1 protein-coding gene is annotated in these 236 nt (G+C 39.0%); it reads left to right on the forward strand.

Features of this window, described 5'->3' with window-relative positions; genetic code table 11:
- A partial coding sequence (locus AAEY62_RS24775) for a hypothetical protein (protein WP_350637151.1) occupies positions 1 to 236 on the forward strand: 236 nt, incomplete at both ends.

The following is a 236-nucleotide window of genomic DNA, read 5'->3' on the forward strand; positions in this document are numbered from 1 at the left end:
CTTTATTAATTTACTAGCACAATCAAAATACAGTAAGCAGCTGTGGTTAGCTTTACCCGCGCAGTGGCAACAAATATGTTTAGAGCATTTTATTCGCGGTGAATTTTTTAATCTAACTGCTGAGCATTCATGGCCATCAATAGTACAAAGTACCGCGACCACTATTGAGCCAAGTAAGCGAATTTACCTAAACGAAAGCTTAGCTACGCTGCTGCAACAACCTGACTATAATGAAT

Source organism: Pseudoalteromonas sp. GW168-MNA-CIBAN-0100 (genome assembly GCF_040309225.1).
In the GTDB taxonomy this organism is placed as follows: domain Bacteria; phylum Pseudomonadota; class Gammaproteobacteria; order Enterobacterales; family Alteromonadaceae; genus Pseudoalteromonas; species Pseudoalteromonas arctica.